Here is a 17,933-nt window from a genome sequence, read left to right as displayed (position 1 = left end):
TTTTCTCTCGAACATGATATGTTTACTGTTAATAAGGCTCATCTGATGGAGTTCTGCAAAGCTATGATAGACAGTAGATTGGGATTTACATGGGGATGCTCATCTAGAATTGATGCCCTTGATGATGAAATGATGCAAATGATGAAAAAGGCAGGCTGTCAATCTATTTACATGGGAATAGAAACTGGTTCACAATCATTTCAGAGAGTTGTCAATAAAAATCTTAAGTTGGATGAAGCAGTCGATAAAATAGTGAAGCTAAAGGATTATGGATTTGATCTTACGGTATCATTTATTTATGGTTTTCCAGAAGAAACTGAAAAGGACTTTAGGGAAACCATGAATATGATTCAACGTTTACTGATAAAGGATGTATTGAATGTCCAATTGCATCTTTTTATACCTTTACCTAACACAAAGGAAACTGCAAAGGTAAATGATCGTTTGTACTTTGATTCATCTCAAATAGAGTTATCTGTTTATAACGCTAATAAATTTAATGACAGACTTAATGAGATGATTTTAAAATACAAAGAGATATTTGTCCAGTACTATACATTTGATTCGGATTTACGAAAAAACTATACAAGAATTGACTTTCTTCTAGAAGCGTTTGTTGCTGGAAAAGGAATGTATAAGTTTTCAGTGAATTATCTTCTAAAAAAATGTAATCTTGTGGATATTTATAAGAAATATGAGCAACTTATAAAGAATACAGAATATGAGGTGAATCACTTATCAGTAAATGAATCTTTTGGCGGGTTAGCCACTAGAACAATAATATATAAAATGGTTCACGAAATATTGATTAAAGAGTTTGCTGACACATCAGAGGAGATAATGGAAATGATTAAATTCGAACAGGAAATAGCAGACTATAATCTGAATAAGGCAAATAATAGTGACAATATAATCATATTTCATAAGTTTGATTTTATAGAAGCACTAAAGACTGGATGCTTTACGAGGAAAGATTCATATTATGTTCTTTCCAAGACACCAACTGGATTAAGTATAAAAGCTATTGATTTTGATGGTGATTTGGGTGTTAGGGTAGCAACTTAAAGGAGGATTGTATGGAAAGCGGTAAGACAGGTTACAAAGACTTATTAAAGCAAAAAGATTATTTGAAGCTAATATCTGCGAATATAGTTAATAGATTTCGTGATTCTATAGATGCCATTGCATATGAATGGCTGGTATATCTTCTAACAGGAAGTGCATCATGGGCGGCATTAATATTTGGAATTAATAAAATACCTACTATTTTTCTACAACCGATAGCTGGAGCAGCCATAGAAAAAATGAATAAAAAGAATGTTATGATTGTTACTGATTTGATAAGAGGTTTATGTGTAGCGTTTATTGCCTTATCATTTTATAGTGGAATGCTTCAACCATGGATGTTAATAGCGACAACCATAATAATTTCTAGCGCGGAAGCATTTAGAATGCCATGTTCTAGTGCAGTGGTAGTAAGAGTTTTGAGTAAAGAAACAATAGATTATGGTGTATCATTAAGTTCTAGTGTTGGAACAGTAGTTGAAATGGTTGGATTGGCAGTTGCAGCAGGAATTATAGCAACTTTTGGTGTATCAGTGGCTGTTGGCATTGATGCTGCCACATTCTTTGGCTCAGCATTAATAATTCTTACCATGAACACACATGAAGTAAAGAGCAATGAAACAGTGGTTAAAGGCTCGTATGTCAAGCTTCTGAAGGAAGGTGGAAAATATATTGTTGCGAAGAAGTTATTATTTAACTTCATACTTCTTTCTGTTTTGTGTAATGCAGTTTTTGTTCCAATTAATAGTTTGCAGGCGCCAATGGTGTCGGAAGTGTTAAAGTCAAATGCAATTATGTTATCTGTATTTAGTTTGACAGTTAGTGCAGGTATGCTTATTGGATCAATAGTATTTCCTATGATAGCCAATAAAATATCTGGAAAGAAGTTAATCGTAACAGTTGGATTAATATTGGGATTGTATCACATATTACTACCTTTAATTGGACTAACTATAAATAATGAATTTGCTAAATATATTATTGTAGGAACAATTTCTATTATAGTAGGATTCATATTTTCACTCTTATCTACGTATATTAATGCTACCTTTTACAAAATTGTGGAACGAGATTATATTGCAAGAACTGGAGCTATAATGAATGCGTCAGGAGCTGCAGCCGTCCCAATTATATCGTTTTTAGTTGGTATAATTACGGTTCGTTTTGCGACAAATGTTATATTTTTTATTACTGGCGGAGTGATAATTGTTCTTCTGTTGGTTATGGCTATAGTGTATGAGGAAGAGGATACTTCGGAGGAAGAAGTAACTACAGTAGACGAAATGAAAGAGAAGACAGAAATTGCTTAAATAATTATCGTATATGGCTGTGCATATGAGCACAGCCTTTGTTTTACTCATACGACATAATAGATAATCAACAAAAAATATGAATGTGGCGAAATGATAATATGTGCTAGATTATTACTTTTTTACTAACAGATTTTTCCCATGTTTTATGTTATCATAGGATTTAAATAAATATATAAATAGGGAGGTAGTAATGAGCAAGGTACTTATATTTATGGCCGAAGGTCATGAGGAAATCGAAGCACTTACAGTTGTTGATTTACTTAGGCGTGCTGATATTGAAATAGAGATGGTTTCAATCACAGGAAATAAGAAGGTGCCAGGTGCACATGGCATTACAACATACTGCGATAAGCTGATAGAGAATACTGATTTTGAAAGTGCAGATATGCTGGTGCTTCCAGGAGGAATGCCAGGCACACTTAATTTGGAGCTTTGCGAGCCTCTCATGGATCAGATACATGGCTTTAATACATCTAAGAAGGGACTTGCAGCCATCTGCGCAGCCCCAACTGTGTTTGGCAAGGCTGGTATCCTTAAGGGCAAGAAAGCTACCTGCTATCCAGGCATGGAGAAGGATTTGTTAGATGCAGATTTTTCTACAGACCCAGTTTGTCACGATGGCCATATCATCACAAGTCGTGGCATGGGAACAGCTATCCCATTTGCACTTGAAATCGTAAAGACCTTCAAGGGAGCAGATGTAGCAGACAAGCTTGCCAAGGGAATAGTTTATAACATATAGGAAGGACCATAGGATTAAAATGGAAAGAATTAAGAGTTTTACAATCAATCACAACATCCTTACACCTGGATTTTATATTTCACGTGTAGATGACGGTGATATCATCACCTATGATTTGAGAACAAGAAAGCCCAATGCTGGCGACTACATGGATAATGCAACAATGCACTCAGTTGAGCATATGATTGCAACATATATCCGCAATTCAGAAATTGCAGACCACGTTATTTACTTTGGTCCAATGGGTTGCCAAACAGGATTCTATCTAGTTGTAAAGGGCGTTGATTCAAAGAAGACATTCGAGGTTGTTAAAAAAGTATTTAAACAGACAGTAGACCACGAAGGCGACGTCTTCGGAAAGAGCGCCATCGAGTGCGGTCACTACGAAAACCTGGACATTGCCCTTGCCAAAAAGGAGTGCCAGCGTTACTTAGACGTCCTCAACTCATGGACAAACATGGAGTTCACATATCCATCGTAGAAAGCTCGTTGTAACTAGTAAGAGTATAAATAGCTGGTAGGTCTCAAGAGCCTATAAATAGCCAGTAGGTAACAAAAAAATATGTTTCCCAAGGAGACATCCCGTCGAGAGCGAATATAATTTTTTGTAACTGTAATTTATAAGAGTATAAATAGCCTGTAGGTATCAAGCTCTTAGTGTTTCCGAAGGAGACATTTAGTCGACGAAGGAAATATCTAAGGCTTGAGACCGTAACAGGCGAGCCATAACCCAGGAGGTAGAAAATGAAGTTAGGTATTATTGGTGCAATGCAGATAGAGATTGAGAATCTTAAGCCTTCAATTGAGAAGCAAAGATTCGAGACAATCAGCGGCGTAGATTTCATTTCAGGTGAAATCAGTGGTGTGGAAGTAGTTGCCGCAGTTTCAGGAATTGGTAAAGTCTTCGCTGCAATCTGCACAGAGATTATGATTTTGCATTTTGGAGTAGACCATGTGATTAATATTGGCGTGGCAGGTTCGCTCGTTAAGGATCTTAAGGTGCTTGATGTGGCAGTGGCAGAGTCTGCAGTGCAGCATGATATGAATACATCAGCAATTGGCGATCCTGTAGGACTTGTGTCAGGAATTAATATTATTAATTTCCCAGCTGATGAAAGACTAAAGGATGCAGTTTGTCAGGTGCTTGAGGCTAAGGGAATTTATCATCAGACAGGTGTAATTGCATCAGGTGACTTGTTTGTTGATACTGATAAGCAACGTCAGACAATCCGCCAGAGATTTGATGCTATAGCAGCAGATATGGAGGGCGGAAGTATCGCTCACACATGCTATGTCAATAATGTTCCATTTACCCTTATTCGTTCTATTTCCGATGCGGATGGTAGTGCAATGGACTACAATACCTTTGCTGGTAAGGCTGCAGAGCAATCTATTAGTATCGTTTTAGATGTAATTGCTAAGCTGAAATAATATAGGGCTAATAGTAAATCGCAAAAAAAGAACCCTAAAAGGTAAAGAATGCACTCTACAAAATACACAAAAAAATAGATAATATATCGCAGTTAGATAAAAATTTAACAAATTATCAAAATAGGATGTACAATGTACATCCTATTGTTGTATAATGGTTTTTGTCTTTTAGGAAATTCTAAAGTATTTAAAGGAGATGTAAAATGAATCACACACAGATTACTGACGAGTACTTAGAGAAAATGGACGCTTACTGGCGTGCAACTAACTATCTCGCAGCAGCACAGTTGTATCTTCTTGACAATCCACTCCTTCGTGAGCCACTCACAAGAGAGCAGGTTAAGAAGAAAATCGTAGGACATTGGGGAACAGTACCAGGACAGAACTTTATTTATGTACACCTCAATCGTGTAATTAATAAATATGACCAGGATATGATCCTTATTTCTGGTCCAGGTCACGGCGGAAACTTCTTCGTGGCTAACACATATCTTGAAGGCTCTTACAGTGAGGTATATCCAAACGTAAGCCGTGATATCGACGGTATGCAGAAGCTTTGCAAGCAGTTCTCATTCCCAGGCGGTATCTCAAGCCACGTTGCTCCAGAAAACCCTGGCTCAATCCATGAGGGTGGTGAGCTTGGATATTCTATCGCTCACTCATTTGGTGCAGTATTCGATAACCCAGAGCTCATTGCAGCTTGCGTTGTTGGTGATGGTGAGGCTGAGACAGGCCCACTTGCTACATCATGGCAGTCAAACAAATTCTTAAATCCTATTACAGATGGTGCGGTTCTTCCAATCCTTCACCTTAACGGATTCAAGATTTCAAACCCTACAATCCTTGCTCGTATGTCACACGAAGAGCTTGTAAACTTCTTCACAGGTATGGGCTGGGAGCCACACTTCGTTGAAGGTGATGACCCTAAGGTTATGCACAAGAAGATGGCAGAGACTCTTGATGAGTGTATGGATAAGATTAAGGCTATCCAGAAGCACGCTAGAGAGACAGGCGATGCTACAAGACCAGTATGGCCAATGATCGTTCTTCGTACACCAAAGGGATGGACAGGCCCTAAGGTAGTAGACGGAAACAAGATTGAAGGATCTTTTGCAGCTCACCAGGTTCCAGTTATGATGGACAAGCCAGAGCACATGGAAATCCTTGAGAAGTGGTTAAAGAGCTATCGTCCAGAGGAGCTTTTCGATGAGAATGGTCGTCTTATTCCTGAACTTGAAGAGCTTGCTCCAAAGGGAGACAGACGTATGGGCGCTAACCCACATGCTAATGGTGGTAAGCTTCTTCACGACCTTAGACTTCCAGATTTCCGCGATTACGCAGTAGATGTTCCAGCTCCAGGTTCTGTTGAAAAGCAGGATATGATTGAGCTTGGTGGATACATCCGTGACGTATTCAAGCTTAACGAGGATCAGAGAAACTTCCGTATCTTTGGACCAGACGAGACAATGTCTAACCGTCTTAACAAGGTATTCGAGGTTACAAATAGAGATTGGAACTCACCAATCGAAGAAGGCACAGATCAGTTCCTTGCAAAGGATGGTCGTGTAATGGATTCAATGCTTTCAGAGCACATGTGTGAAGGCTGGTTAGAGGGTTACCTTCTTACAGGTCGTCACGGCTTCTTCGCAAGCTACGAAGCTTTCATCAGAATCATCGATTCAATGGCAGCTCAGCATGCTAAGTGGCTTAAGGTTTGCAACAGCCTCCCATGGAGACGTCCAATTGCATCACTTAACCTTCTTCTTACATCAAACGTATGGCAGCAGGATCACAACGGATTTACACACCAGGATCCAGGTTTCCTTGATCACATTGCTAACAAGAAGGCAGACGTGGTAAGACTTTATCTTCCACCAGATGCAAACTGCTTGCTCTCAACAATGGATCACTGCTTAAAGAGCAAGAACTATGTAAACGCAATCGTTGCATCTAAGCACCCAAGACCACAGTGGCTTACAATGGAGCAGGCTGTTAAGCACTGCACACAGGGTATCGGTATCTGGGATTGGGCTTCAACAGACACAGGAGAAGAGCCAGACATCGTACTTGCTTGCTGTGGTGACACACCTACACTTGAGGCTCTTGCAGCTGTTGACATCCTCCACAAGGAGATGCCAGAGGTTAAGGTTCGTTTCGTAAACGTAGTTGACCTTATGAAGATGGAGCCAAGTAACAAGCACCCACATGGTCTTACAGATGTTGAATATGATTCAATCTTTACAAAGGATAAGCCAATCATCTTCGCATTCCATGGATATCCAACACTTATCCATGAGCTTACATATACAAGAACTAACAGAAACATTCACGTATATGGTTACCATGAGGAAGGTACAATCACAACTCCATTCGATATGAGAGTTCAGAATAAGATTGACCGTTTCAACCTTGTTATTGCTATGCTTAACAACATGCCACAGATTGGTAACAAGGGCGCATTCCTCAAGCAGAAGATGAAGGATAAGCTCGTAGAGCACAAGACTTACATCCATGATGTAGGTGTTGATATGCCTGAAATCGCTGAGTGGAAGTGGACAGGTCTTAACTAAGTTTTTCCCAATACTTTTTTCATAATAATGCACCGTCTGATAGTCAAATGTCAGGCGGTGTTTTTACTTAATAGGAAATTACTCTGTAATATCCTATTAAGTAAAAAACAAGCTTCGCTTGAAAGATGTGTCTCGCCGGCATAGGAAGATAATTGCTTTCAGCAATTGCCGGCTCGCACTACTGGAGTTTTGCAAAGCAAAACTCTTTCTTGTTTTGTCACCATGCAAATGCAATAGAATTAATGCAAAATCAAGGTAAGCGAAAGTCCTGGAAACTTGTAATTAAAGATATATACTTATATAATTTTCTTAAATTAACAGGGGTGGTAATTTAAAATGAATGAATTAGAAAAGTTTTTCCTTGAGGAAAAGGAATTAAAAAGAAAAATATACAAGCATATGAATACACTGGTGCAAAAGGGGCAGATTCTTTTTACAGGCTCATCCTTGATGGAGCAGTTTCCTATAAACGAGATAGCACTTAATCATGGTGTAGATGCAGTGATTTATAACAGAGGAATTGGTGGATACACCATCCCTGAGATGATAGAGGCTGTGGAGGAACAGGTGCTAGAGCTTGTGCCTTCTAAGATATTTATAAACATCGGCACTAATGATATCAGTATCCCTGATGAGACTGAGGAGAAATTTGAGGGGGACTACAGAAGGCTGCTTAATATAATAAAGAGGGAACTTCCAGACGCTGCAGTCTATATGATGGCATACTATCCTGTTAGCCCTGAGGTTGCCAAGGACATGCCGGGGGATGGTTATATCACCAGTGTAAATTATAGGCTAGAGCGCCTTGATAAAGCAAACGCAGTGGCAAGGGAGCTTGCGGGGGAATTCAATTATAAGTTCATCGATGTGAATGATGGATTGTGCAATAGCGAGGGACATTTAAGGCCAGAGCTTTCCAAAGACGGAATTCATATGTGGCCAGAGGCCTATGATATTGTTTTTAATAATATGAAAAAATACATTTTGGAGTAGTGGATTGAAACAGATAGATTTTAAAAATGGTGGAACTCTTAGCAATATATTATCGGCAGCATTGCCAATGCTAGTCGCCCAGATATTAAACCTCCTTTATAATATTGTGGATCGAATATATATTGCCAGGATTCACGGAATTGGCACAGCGGCGCTGGGAGCAGTGGGGCTGTGCTTTCCTATTGTTATACTAATTAGTGCATTTACAAATATGTATGGAAGCGGAGGAGCTCCGCTTTTTTCTATTGAAAGGGGAAGAGGAGACGATAGAGTTGCTAAGTCCTATCAAAACACATCCTTCTTCTTACTAGTGTCATCTGCAGTGGTGTTAACTGTAATAGGAGAACTGTTTGGTAAGGGAATACTTAGAGTTTTTGGCGCGTCCAACGAGGCCCTTATTTATGCCATGCCATATCTAAGGATATATCTGATTGGAACCATATTTTCTATGATAGCAACAGGTATGAATCCTTTTATCACAGCAGGAGGCTATGCAGTAGTGGGTATGACTACAGTGATGGTAGGAGCAGTAGCTAACATCATATTAGACCCAATCTTTATTTTTCTGTTTGATTTAGGAGTAGAGGGAGCAGCAATCGCCACAGTAATATCCCAGGCACTGTCAGCCTTGTATGTGCTGAAATTTCTGTATAAAAAGGACTATGCCTACAGGCTTCATCTTCTTAATTTGAACGAGGTAAAAAGAAGTTTAAAATATATTTATAAAATAGTGGCTCTTGGAACAGCAGCATTTATAGTGCAGTTTACAAATGCGGTGGTGCAGATTTCCTGCAACAATGTACTTTCTACAGTTGGTGGAGATATTTATATATCAATCATGACCATAGTAAACAGTGCCCGTCAGATGATGGAGACACCAATCCTTGCTATTACAGAAGGAACATCTCCTCTTATTAGCTACAACTATGGAGCTAGAAGATACGACAGAATAAAAAAGGCTATCTTAATCATGTTTGTGCTGGATTTGGCTTATACCATGGGCGTATGGTTGTTTATAAAGCTTTCGCCAGAAACAATCATTGGCGCTTTCAGTAATGATAAGACTATCATGTTGGATGCCGTTGCCGCATTTAACGTGTATTTTTCCACCTTCGTGTTTATGATATTTCAGCATTCCGGCCAGGTGGTATTCAAATCACTTGGAATGAAGTATCATGCAATCTTCTTTTCATTGTTTAGAAAGGTAGTGATAGTTGTGCCTCTAACATATATACTTCCATACTTTTTCAAAATGGGTACCATGGGAGTATTCTTGGCAGAACCTATCAGCAATGTGGTTGGCGGCCTGGCATGCTTTACAACCATGCTGATAGTAATAAACAAAACCTTCAAGGAAGAAGAAAAGGCACAATTGTAAGTGTGCAAATGTAAATCAAAAAGGGATAAAAGCCATGCAAAAGGCCTTTTGTTCCGTTGTAAATAGCAATAGCGGTTTGTATAATTCCATTAAGACGTCTGGAAAAGTTAATAGTAAGGAGATTAAGAAAATGAAAGCTAAAAAAGTATTGGCAGGCATTTTAGCAGGTTCTATGCTATTTGCCATGACGGGGTGTGGAAATTCAAATGAAGGTGCAGCAGTAGATACTGGGGCAGATGAAAATTTAAAACCGTACGCAGACATTGTGTTAGGTGAGGATTTCACAGATTTGGAAGCCACAATCACAATGTTTAACAATAGAACGGACATGGACTCAGATGAGTACGGCGGAGTTTCGTGGAAGGAGTATTTGGCTGAGTTTAATAAGCTCTATCCAGGAATAACTGTCAATATAACTACAGATACTAACTATGCTGATGATGCTTTGACGCATCTGCAGTCAGGTGATTACGAAACTATCATGGGTATCCCGGCAGTGGATAAAGCTGATTACAGCTCATATTTCATGTCTTATGGTGACTTGGATACAATGTCAAAGCTAATCAATTATGCTGAGGAGCGTATGTACCAGCAGGAGGTTTATGGTGTACCATTTACCGCTACTACACAGGGCATAGTTTACAACAAAAAGGTGTTTGCCGATGCAGGAGTTACGGAGCTTCCAAAGACTCCAGAGGAATTCTTAGATGCCCTTCAAAAGATTAAGGACAACACAGAGGCAATTCCTCTTTATACCAACTACGCAGCTGGCTGGACTATGGGCGTATGGGATATGTACACAGGTGTCAGCGCCACAGGCGATTCAGATTACATGAACCAAAAGCTGCTTCACACCAAGGATCCATTCAAGGATTATGGTGACGGCACACATCCTTATGCAGTCTACAAGATTCTGTATGATGCTGTGGCTAAGGGTCTTACAGAGGATGACTATATCACCACTGACTGGGAAGGCTGCAAGGGCATGATCAACAACGGCAAGATTGGTTGCATGGTTCTTGGCTCATGGGCAGTCCCACAGATGAAGGCAGCTGGTGCCAATGCAGATGATATCGGCTACATGGCATTTCCTATCACAATAGATGGCAAGCAGTATGCTAAGGCCGGCGCTGACTATTGCTATGGTATCAATGTAAACGCCACAGCAGATGAGAAGCAGGCTGCACTTATCTTTGTTAAATGGATGGCCGAGGATTCAGGCTATTCTTACAATGAGGATGGACTTCCAGTAGCAACAAAGAATACTGATACCAAGCTTTCCTTCGAAGGCGTAGAGTTTGTTGATGATTCCCCAGCATTAGAGGGCGAGGAGGATCTTCTTAACGAACTTAACTCCGAGTGCGAGCTTAATGTAAACAATGGCGGAGATAGAAAGATTCAAGAGATTATCGAGCACGCCTCAATTGGCGACATGACCTTCGATGAAATCATGGATTCATGGAACGAGCTCTGGACAGACGCCCAGGAGAGTTTGGGGGTAGAGGTTCAGTATTAATTCAATATAGATATTCAGATAAAGGCACCCTGTGAGTAGGGTGGCTTTGCCAAATCTTAAGGAAAATAGAATGGATTGCTGTGAGATTTTGGGTGCATCCCACATGAAAATACTGATTTTACGTTATCACCCGCCCAAAACAATTAAGTTGTAATAGGAAAAATGCTGTGCCTGACACAAATGTGGTCAGGCACCACTACTTGCATTGTTTATAGAGTTTATGGCAAATAACACTGTGATAATGGTATTGAAGTAGTATATTTATTCTGCAATATAATACAATTTGTGGTATATTTTATTTGATTGCACAGTGTTTTTTGGGAAATACAAATAAAACTGTGAGATTCTGAATTCCGTTTTTTTGAAGCATGAAATAAAGACTTTGTTGATAGATAAGTAGATAATGAAATTTTCATTTTATTCTGAGTGGGCTAGTTACAACCTTCAATAATAAAGGTTTTATGAAAAATAAAAAAGTAAATTAACATCACACAATGCGAGGTCACTACGATGATAATGCTAGACGTAAATCTATACGAACTGACAATGTATGATAATATTAATGTGGATTTAAAAAATAGTAAATATCTTTCTTTAAGCAGACAGAAAGCAATTAATAATTTTATATTTGAAAAAGATAAAGAAAGGTGTTTATTGGCTGGGCTATTAGTTAGAAAAGTTGTTAATGAAACAACTGGCGTTGGCGTCGAAGAACAATGTTATCTTAAATCCGAGAATGGAAAGCCTTGGATTAGTAATTCTAATATCAAGTTTAATTTATCGCATTCCGATAGAAAAATAATAACTGGGGTGTGTGATGAAGAGTTAGGCGTAGATGTTGAGAAAATTCAAGAAGCTCCATTTCAGATAATGAAAATGGTTTTTCATAATAATGAGATTGAATATGTTAATAATAGCCAGGATAGTGATAGATCAAGAAGATTTTATAAAATTTGGACGCGAAAGGAAGCATATTGTAAATGTAGTGGAAGTGGTATAGATGATAAAATAAAAATGTTGGATACAACAGATGTAAAGCTGGATGAATTGTTCCATACATGGGAGAATGATGGGTATTGTTATTCTGTTTTCACGGGAAAAAAATCAATTATAAAAAAATATTCAGTGGATGTAGCGGATATAAATAAATTTTTTTCTTGCGTTAAAATTGATTTATAAAACAAATTTTTTTGAATATTTTTATTAGAAAAGATGTGGATTAATGCCACATCTTTTATTGTTGATAAAAAAACTCTAAAAAACTTTTAAAAAAAATATTTAGGCATTGACACTATTTTTGGTTTGTGTATAATTATCCAGTGAAGTTACATACATCTAACCTAAAATAGATAAATCAAACTACAAAAGAGATGCTCAATTTATTAATACTACATGGAGGAAAAGCGTATGAGTATTGTTATGAATAATGTTCAAAAAAAGTATGGATCGGATGAAACGGCAGTTTATGCACTAAAAAAAGTTAATCTTCAAATAGAAGATGGTGAGATATGTGTAATACTTGGTCCTTCTGGCTCGGGAAAAAGTACATTGCTAAATATGTTGGGAGGACTCGATACCGTAGATGAAGGCGAAATAAGTATTGGTAATGAAGAAATTTCTAATTTTTCTGAGAAGGAACTTATTGAATATCGTAGAAAAAAAATTGGTTTTGTTTTCCAATTTTATAATCTAATCCCAGACTTAACTGTAGAAGAAAATATTAGAGTAGTTGAAGATATTTCATCGCAACCGTTGAATTTAGATGGCATTTTACAGGCACTAGATTTAGATGATTATAGAAAAAGGTTTCCAAATGAATTGTCTGGCGGACAGCAACAGAGAGTGGCTATAGGTCGAGCTATGATTAAGAATCCTGAGGTGCTGTTATGTGATGAGTTAACTGGTGCACTTGATTCTAAAACATCAAAAAATGTACTTGAGTTTGTTGAGAAAATTAATAAAAAGTACGGAACAACAATAGTTATTATTACTCACAACGAACAAATCAGCAATATGGCTTCAAGAATCATTAGGATTCATGATGGTCAAATTATAGAGAATAAGATAAATGATAGTAGGCTTAAAGTAGAGGACATAGCATTATGATTATATTTCGAAGGTATAAGAGGGATTTATTTAAAAACTTGTCATTTTATATTTCTGCTTCTGTTTTAACAGCGGTAACAATCTTTCTATTTTTAACTATTTTTACTTCTGGAAGTAGAGTAAAAGAAACTATAAAGCGTTTTAGTGATAAGCAGAATATTGAAAATGCAGAATTTGTAGTATTGAAAGATATAGATAATAAAGAGGAACTTGAAGAAAAATATAATCTTGTAATTGATAAGCAGGATTATGTTGATGTAAATATAGAAAAAAAGACTATAAGGTTGTTTAGCGATGACACAGATATAAACAAATATCAAGTTATAGAAGGCAAAGATATTAGTGATAATAATGAAATTCTTTTAGGTAAGAAATACTGTGTTAATAACAACATTAAAATCGATGATGAGATTAGATTAAATGGTAAAGATTATATAGTTGTTGGTTATGTAGCAAGACCTGATTATATTTATCCATTAAAAGATCAGACCGATAGTTATCCGGATAGCAAAAACTTTTGTATAGGAGTTATTAAGTCATCAGAAATTCAGAGATTTGAAGATGTAGCCTCTTATTATACGGTACGTTATAACGATGATAAGAAAATAGATGCTTTCTTGGATGAGATACGTGATGAAAATATAATTGCAAGTTATATCGATGATGCAAATAACCAAAGAATTCACTATGCAAATACAAGCCCGGAGAGCTTTATTGCTATGTCGGTAATTGTGCTACCAGTTATGCTTCTTTTAGTAGTCTTTATGATATCGGTTATTCTAGAACGAAAGATAAAACAGGAAAAGAGAATAGTTGGTGCATTGTACGCATTGGGGTATAGAAAACGTCAGTTGAATGCTTTTTATGCGGGATATGCTTTGATTCCAGGAATAATTGGTGGAATGTTAGGTATTATTATTTCATTCTTTACGTTGGATATAATTTCAGATTTTATATCCAAAAATTTTGAACAAATTTTTGGACAAATTAAATTGATACCAGTTGCAGTTGTTGCATGCATGTTTGGTCCTACTTTGCTTTATTTATTAATTACTTTGAGAACCTCAGGAAAGTTGTTAAACATTAAGCCTGTTATATTATTGACAGGAAGAGATGACGGAAGTAGGAAAAAAAGTCACATATTAAAAAATGCGACTAGTATTAAATTTAGCCGAATTTTTCAATATAGGATTTTGGTAAATAATAAACTCAGAACGGTAGCTGTTCTATTGGGAATAATATTAAGTTGCTTTGTCATGGAATTGGGATTTATTTGCAATAATTCTACATCTGAGTTTATTGATACTAGTCTGAAAAAAATAGGAAACTTTGAGTATGTATATTATTTAAATTGCTATAAAACTGATGACGAAATTTATAATCAAGAAGGATATATATATGGAGTATTTAGAGCTAAAGAAGACGATTGTCAGATAAATGTTATTGGCGGGAATGATACTTCAAAAATGCTGAATCTAAAAAATCTTGATGGAAAAGAAGTAGTTTTAGATGATGGTTTTTATATTACACATATAGTTGCAGAACTATATGGATTGGAACGTGGGGATAAATTTAAAATTCTAAATAATGTCACAATGAAAATGGAAACAATAACGGTGACAGATATTGTTGATGATGATGTGCAAAAAAATATATATACATCTAGTGAAAATGTTAGAAGAATTTTGGATACAGATGAACAAGGCTACAACATGGTAGTAAGCTCTAAAGAACTAAGTTTATCTGAAGATGAAATAATCGCCACGACTTCTAAGGAGTCTTTTGATGAACAGCTAAATTCAGTTTTAGAGTCCACAAATAAGATGATAAAAATGATGATAGCAATTGGAATTATTATTTGTGTTTTCCTTATATATATGACGGTCAATATGATTGTTGATGAAAATAGAACCAACATATCGATGTTAAAGGTTTTGGGATACAGGAAACATGAAATTAATAAAACAATTTTAAATGTTAACAATATTTTGGTGCCTATTGGAATTATTTTAAGCGTTCCATTTAGCCTATTAGTGTGTCAGATATTTTTTAAGGCTATGATTAAGACTTTTGCTTGTTATATAAAAGCTGTGATTAGTCCCCAGAGCATTTTGATATGTTTGGTAATTCTTGTGATTAGTTACATTTTTGCGCTTCAGATTTCTAAAGGAAAAATTTATGGAATCAATATGGTTGAGAGTTTGAAAGATAATAGATAAAAAGGGAAAGAGATATGTATAGTATAGAGAAAAAAATTTTTCCGGAGTATCTTGAAAGGATATTCACAAATTTCAAAGATAATGTAGCGATAAGAGAAGGCGAAAGTGAATACACCTATGGAGAGATGAAAAATGAGGTTAGAAGAATTGAAAACTATTTCGTAGAACTGGGGATAAGACTGGGAGATATTGTTGCTGTTCAACTAGCCAACTCATCTAGAGAAATCTTTTCTATTTTTGCATTATTTGAAATAGGGGCAATACCTATTATGGTATTGCCGGCATATGGGGAAAATGAGCTAGAAGGAATAATAAGTGTAGCAACGCCTAAATTCTTCATTGGAATGCGTAGCTATTTTAATCAGGACTATCAAGCGAGAATCGAAAAATTAGCTAGCAAATATACATTTATAAAAAAAATTATTTTTGAGGATGAGATTCAAAAATGTGGAGAGACAAGTGGAAGAATACCGGTTGTAGAAAATGAAGTACAACCTGAGGATTTAGCGCTACTGTTATTATCGGGCGGAACCACAGGTATTCCAAAGCTGATTCCAAGAACGCACATGGATTATATATATAATGCAGAAATGGCTGCTAAACGCTGCGAACTTACAGAGAATGAAGTATATTTGGCGTGCATGCCTATTGTCCATAATTTTACATTATGTGTACCGGGGATACTTGGAACATTTTATGTTGGAGGATGTGTTGTTGTTTCAAATGATTTAGGGCCATTAGAGATACTTGAGAATATTGAGGAGTATGGAGTTACCTATACAAGTTTAGTTCCTGCATTGGCAAAATGTTGTTGTGATGTTTTAGAAGAAGATGAGGACGGCTGGAAATTAGAAAGTTTAAAGAAAATTCTTATTGGTGGCTCAATGCTTGATAGAAGCATTGCTGAAAAAATAATTTCTTATATATCACCAAATCTTATACAGGTATTTGGTACTGCTGAAGGATTAATATGTACAACCTCATTGAGTGATGATAGAGAAACAATAATCAATACTCAAGGAAAGCCTATTTCTGAATATGACGAAATAAAAATAGTAAATTTGGATGGACAAGAGGTTGAGGATGGTAAAGAAGGAGAATTAATAACAAGAGGACCTTATACAATCAAAGAATATTTCCGATTAGGCGATAAAAATTTGGAATGTTTTACAGAAGATGGATTCTATAAAACAGGAGATAAAGCGTGCATTCTGGCAAATGGCAATATTAGGATTCTTGGAAGAATTAGAGAACAAATAAATCGAGCTGGAGAAAAAATAATGCCCTCTGAAGTTGAAGAGGCTATATTAAAAATTTCTGATATAAGAAATTGCGCTGTTCTAGGTGTTAGAGATGAAATGATGGGAACAGCAATAGTTTCATGTGTTGTCAGTGATGAAGCAATAGATGATTATGTGCTAAAAAAACAACTAGCAGATAACGGTCTTGCTACATACAAAATTCCTGACAAGGTGATACAAATGAATGAACTTCCACTTACTGCATTTGGAAAAGTGGATCGAAAGGCTCTTGGCGAATTAGTACTAGAATTAGAAGGTAAAATAAATGGTTAAAGATATATATGATGTAGGACAGCTTCCTCCATTAGGCGAACTGCCAAAATATATGTATGCATGGACTATACGTACGGATCGGTTGGGTAGTCCAAATACAGCATTTAAACAAGAAATTGTGGAAATCCCTAAATTAAAAGAGGGAGAAATGATTATTGCTAACCGCATGGCAGGTGTCAATTATAACGGTGTATGGGCGGCACTCGGAAAGCCCAAAAATGTAGTTGAAGATAATGGAGATTACGATGAACGACAGGATTTTCATATATGCGGTTCTGAGACTAGCGGAATTGTTTATGCTGTTGGAGCTGGAGTAACAGAATTTAGTGTTGGAGATGAGGTTTGTGTAGGAGGGGCTCAATATGATGAAAATTGTCCTCTTATCAAGTCCGGAGAGGATCCTTGCTTCAGCCCATCTTATAGAATATGGGGTTATGAGGCGAATTGGGGTGGCTTTGCGCAGTTCAGTAAGGTGAAACCTTGTCAATGTGTTAAGAAACCAAAGTTTTTAGATTGGGCAGAGGCGGCAGCTTGTACTGCTACTGGAGTTACTGTTTACAGAATGCTAAATAGATGGCAGGGTAATGAGATTCGTAAAGGCGATATAGTTTTGGTATGGGGAGGTTATGGTGGTATAGGAACTTCCGCAATTCCGCTCATAAGACATTTTGGTGCGATTCCTGTGGTTGTAGTCTCTAGTGAAGAAAAAGGAGAAAAATGTATTGAGCTTGGAGCAGTTGGTTATATAAATAGAAAGATATATGACCACTGGGGTGATATAAACAATATGGACGAAAGACAGTACAGACATTGGGTGGCCCAGGCAGGAAAATTCAAGAAAGAAATATATAAAATTGTTGGCGAAAAAAAAGATCCACGTATTGTGCCAATGTCATTAAGTTAAGATGACAGGCGTAATCGCCTAAAACAAATGGCAGGAAAACATTTGCTTTTCCTGCCATTTCCTTTGTTTCTGAGCACGCAAATAAGGCAGACTTGCATCTACCGTAAGTTTTTTATTGCAGT

The 17,933-nt window shown here is 36.9% G+C and carries 14 protein-coding genes; all 14 read left to right on the top strand.

The window, feature by feature from the left end:
• Positions 1-1,065 (top strand): B12-binding domain-containing radical SAM protein (locus IJ535_RS08510; protein ID WP_294301315.1); only part of this gene is annotated, 1,065 nt, incomplete at its 5' end.
• Between the two features lie 11 nt (positions 1,066-1,076).
• A complete protein-coding gene (locus IJ535_RS08505; protein ID WP_294301312.1) occupies positions 1,077-2,375 on the top strand; it encodes an MFS transporter in 1,299 nt (432 codons plus the stop codon).
• A gap of 193 nt (positions 2,376-2,568) precedes the next feature.
• Positions 2,569-3,120, top strand: coding sequence for a DJ-1 family glyoxalase III (locus IJ535_RS08500; protein ID WP_294301310.1), 552 nt, complete (start codon positions 2,569-2,571; stop codon positions 3,118-3,120).
• Positions 3,121-3,139: 19 nt separating this feature from the next.
• On the top strand, positions 3,140-3,601 hold the full coding sequence (locus IJ535_RS08495) for an S-ribosylhomocysteine lyase (protein ID WP_294301306.1): 462 nt from the start codon (positions 3,140-3,142) through the stop codon (positions 3,599-3,601).
• A 263-nt stretch (positions 3,602-3,864) separates the two neighbouring features.
• Entirely contained in the window at positions 3,865-4,551 is a 687-nt protein-coding gene (locus IJ535_RS08490) for a 5'-methylthioadenosine/adenosylhomocysteine nucleosidase (RefSeq protein ID WP_294301303.1), read from the top strand.
• 203 nt (positions 4,552-4,754) lie between these two features.
• Positions 4,755-7,121: a phosphoketolase family protein gene (locus IJ535_RS08485; protein WP_294301299.1), complete on the top strand. Its 2,367-nt coding sequence runs from the start codon at positions 4,755-4,757 to the stop codon at positions 7,119-7,121.
• A gap of 336 nt (positions 7,122-7,457) precedes the next feature.
• Entirely contained in the window at positions 7,458-8,114 is a 657-nt protein-coding gene (locus tag IJ535_RS08480) for a GDSL-type esterase/lipase family protein (RefSeq protein WP_294301296.1), read from the top strand.
• Positions 8,115-8,118: 4 nt separating this feature from the next.
• The gene (locus tag IJ535_RS08475) at positions 8,119-9,492 is read left to right on the top strand and encodes an MATE family efflux transporter (protein ID WP_294301293.1); all 1,374 of its coding nucleotides are present in this window, start codon (positions 8,119-8,121) and stop codon (positions 9,490-9,492) included.
• 130 nt (positions 9,493-9,622) lie between these two features.
• On the top strand, positions 9,623-11,008 hold the full coding sequence (locus IJ535_RS08470; RefSeq protein WP_294301290.1) for an ABC transporter substrate-binding protein: 1,386 nt from the start codon (positions 9,623-9,625) through the stop codon (positions 11,006-11,008).
• Positions 11,009-11,572: 564 nt separating this feature from the next.
• Positions 11,573-12,187, top strand: coding sequence for a 4'-phosphopantetheinyl transferase family protein (locus tag IJ535_RS08465; protein WP_294301287.1), 615 nt, complete (start codon positions 11,573-11,575; stop codon positions 12,185-12,187).
• A 228-nt stretch (positions 12,188-12,415) separates the two neighbouring features.
• Entirely contained in the window at positions 12,416-13,114 is a 699-nt protein-coding gene (locus IJ535_RS08460; protein ID WP_294301284.1) for an ABC transporter ATP-binding protein, read from the top strand.
• Positions 13,111-15,333, top strand: a complete 2,223-nt coding sequence (locus IJ535_RS08455; RefSeq protein ID WP_294301280.1) for an ABC transporter permease — start codon at positions 13,111-13,113, stop codon at positions 15,331-15,333. Before IJ535_RS08460 ends, IJ535_RS08455 begins: the two co-directional genes overlap by 4 nt.
• A 14-nt stretch (positions 15,334-15,347) precedes the next feature.
• Positions 15,348-16,907 carry an AMP-binding protein gene (locus IJ535_RS08450; RefSeq protein ID WP_294301275.1) on the top strand — a complete coding sequence of 520 codons (1,560 nt, stop codon included), beginning with the start codon at positions 15,348-15,350 and terminating at the stop codon, positions 16,905-16,907.
• Complete coding sequence (locus IJ535_RS08445; RefSeq protein ID WP_294301272.1) at positions 16,900-17,811, top strand: alcohol dehydrogenase catalytic domain-containing protein; 912 nt, start codon at positions 16,900-16,902, stop codon at positions 17,809-17,811. Before IJ535_RS08450 ends, IJ535_RS08445 begins: the two co-directional genes overlap by 8 nt.
• Positions 17,812-17,933: the final 122 nt, after the last annotated feature.

The organism is Pseudobutyrivibrio sp. (assembly GCF_017471675.1).
GTDB lineage: Bacteria > Bacillota > Clostridia > Lachnospirales > Lachnospiraceae > Pseudobutyrivibrio.
The sequence above is the reverse complement of the archived record's forward strand: the minus strand, read 5'-3'. Positions and strand labels throughout refer to the sequence as shown.

What these genes read in the sequence shown, in the direction of transcription:
- IJ535_RS08495 (WP_294301306.1), top strand. Translation starts at nt 3,140, where the DNA reads ATGGAAAGAATTAAGAGTTTTACAATCAATCACAACATCCTTACACCT.
- IJ535_RS08450 (WP_294301275.1), top strand. Translation starts at nt 15,348, where the DNA reads ATGTATAGTATAGAGAAAAAAATTTTTCCGGAGTATCTTGAAAGGATA.
- IJ535_RS08460 (WP_294301284.1), top strand. Translation starts at nt 12,416, where the DNA reads ATGAGTATTGTTATGAATAATGTTCAAAAAAAGTATGGATCGGATGAA.
- IJ535_RS08490 (WP_294301303.1), top strand. Translation starts at nt 3,865, where the DNA reads ATGAAGTTAGGTATTATTGGTGCAATGCAGATAGAGATTGAGAATCTT.
- IJ535_RS08485 (WP_294301299.1), top strand. Translation starts at nt 4,755, where the DNA reads ATGAATCACACACAGATTACTGACGAGTACTTAGAGAAAATGGACGCT.
- IJ535_RS08470 (WP_294301290.1), top strand. Translation starts at nt 9,623, where the DNA reads ATGAAAGCTAAAAAAGTATTGGCAGGCATTTTAGCAGGTTCTATGCTA.
- IJ535_RS08480 (WP_294301296.1), top strand. Translation starts at nt 7,458, where the DNA reads ATGAATGAATTAGAAAAGTTTTTCCTTGAGGAAAAGGAATTAAAAAGA.
- IJ535_RS08455 (WP_294301280.1), top strand. Translation starts at nt 13,111, where the DNA reads ATGATTATATTTCGAAGGTATAAGAGGGATTTATTTAAAAACTTGTCA.
- IJ535_RS08505 (WP_294301312.1), top strand. Translation starts at nt 1,077, where the DNA reads ATGGAAAGCGGTAAGACAGGTTACAAAGACTTATTAAAGCAAAAAGAT.
- IJ535_RS08500 (WP_294301310.1), top strand. Translation starts at nt 2,569, where the DNA reads ATGAGCAAGGTACTTATATTTATGGCCGAAGGTCATGAGGAAATCGAA.
- IJ535_RS08445 (WP_294301272.1), top strand. Translation starts at nt 16,900, where the DNA reads ATGGTTAAAGATATATATGATGTAGGACAGCTTCCTCCATTAGGCGAA.